The organism is Mesorhizobium sp. M4A.F.Ca.ET.090.04.2.1 (genome assembly GCF_003999085.1).
Lineage (GTDB): Bacteria > Pseudomonadota > Alphaproteobacteria > Rhizobiales > Rhizobiaceae > Mesorhizobium.
In genome coordinates, this window is record NZ_RZOT01001054.1 from 1 (window position 1) to 209 (window position 209).

Below are 209 nucleotides of genomic sequence, written 5' to 3' on the forward strand. Positions count from 1 at the left end.
CCAGGACCGAGCCGCGCGGCAAGACGCTCGGCCATGATGGCGACCAGCCTGCCGGCGCTCTGCAGCGCGATGCGCTCGACGCCCGGCTCGCCATGGATGCCGAGCCCGAGCTCGCCATCGTCGGCGCCGAAGCGATCCTCATGCGCCTGACCGGGGATCGAGCAGGAAGAGAGCGAGATGCCGAGCGAAAAAATGTCCTTTGCCGCCGC

At 69.4% G+C, this 209-nt stretch carries 1 protein-coding gene; it reads right to left on the reverse strand.

Translation table 11 applies throughout. The features are described from left to right. A partial coding sequence (locus tag EN781_RS33995; RefSeq protein ID WP_145965854.1) for a dihydroxyacetone kinase subunit DhaK occupies positions 1-209 on the reverse strand: 209 nt, incomplete at both ends.